Here is a 769-nt window from a genome sequence, read left to right on the forward strand (position 1 = left end):
GCGCGGATCTTGGCGTGGTGTCGGTTGACGGTCTTCTGCCGGCGGGACAGTCGGGGCCGGTGACGGCGGCGCTTGAAGGGCGTGTGGATGCTGCCGCCGGCGCCCTGGTACGCCTTGTCGGCGAAGGTCATCACGTTGGCGCTGCTCAGAGCGTCGATCAGGCCGTGGGTGCGGGCGGCGGTCAGGTCGTGCACGGCGCCGGGCAGGGCGGGTGAGGCCCAGATGAGGCGTCCCTTGCAGTCCGCGATGACCTGCACGTTGACTCCGTGGCGCTGGTGCTTTCCGGAGTAGTACGGCCTCTGGTCCGCGACCCGGTCGATCGGAATCAGGGTGCCGTCGAGGATGGCGTACGCGAGCCGGGCAATGCGCCGTATGGCCGCGTTCAGGTCCTCGGCGTGCGTGGCGAGCAGGTCGATGGCTTCTCGGACGTACCGCCAGGCGGTCGTGACGCTGACCGCGAAGCCGCAGGCCAGACGGGCGATGGGGTCCCCGTTACGGAGATGGGCCAGGGCGAGTAGGGCTTGCCGGCCGGCGTCGAGGCGCCGCCACCGGCCGCGGCGGCGGGTGCGTTCGGCGCGGATGAGGTCGGCCAGGTGGTTCAGGGTGCGGCTGGACAGCGCGACCGCGGACGGGTAAGACAGCACAGCGAGGCTCCCGGTTGGGGCATCGGATCTTGGTCGACTGCTGTCTTACCGGGAGCCTCCTCCTATGTCGACAGACCCTTCCCCGCACCCACCGTGACCAGGCCCATCACGATGAAAAGGGCTCA

At 69.8% G+C, this 769-nt stretch carries 1 protein-coding gene; it reads right to left on the reverse strand.

Annotated features, from left to right (window positions below; genetic code table 11):
* A partial coding sequence (locus ACPXCB_RS31535) for a transposase family protein (protein ID WP_425879771.1) occupies positions 1-644 on the reverse strand: 644 nt, incomplete at its 3' end.
* Positions 645-769 lie beyond the last annotated feature (125 nt).

This window comes from Micromonospora sp. DT62, assembly GCF_049847285.1.
In the GTDB taxonomy this organism is placed as follows: domain Bacteria; phylum Actinomycetota; class Actinomycetes; order Mycobacteriales; family Micromonosporaceae; genus Micromonospora; species Micromonospora reichwaldensis.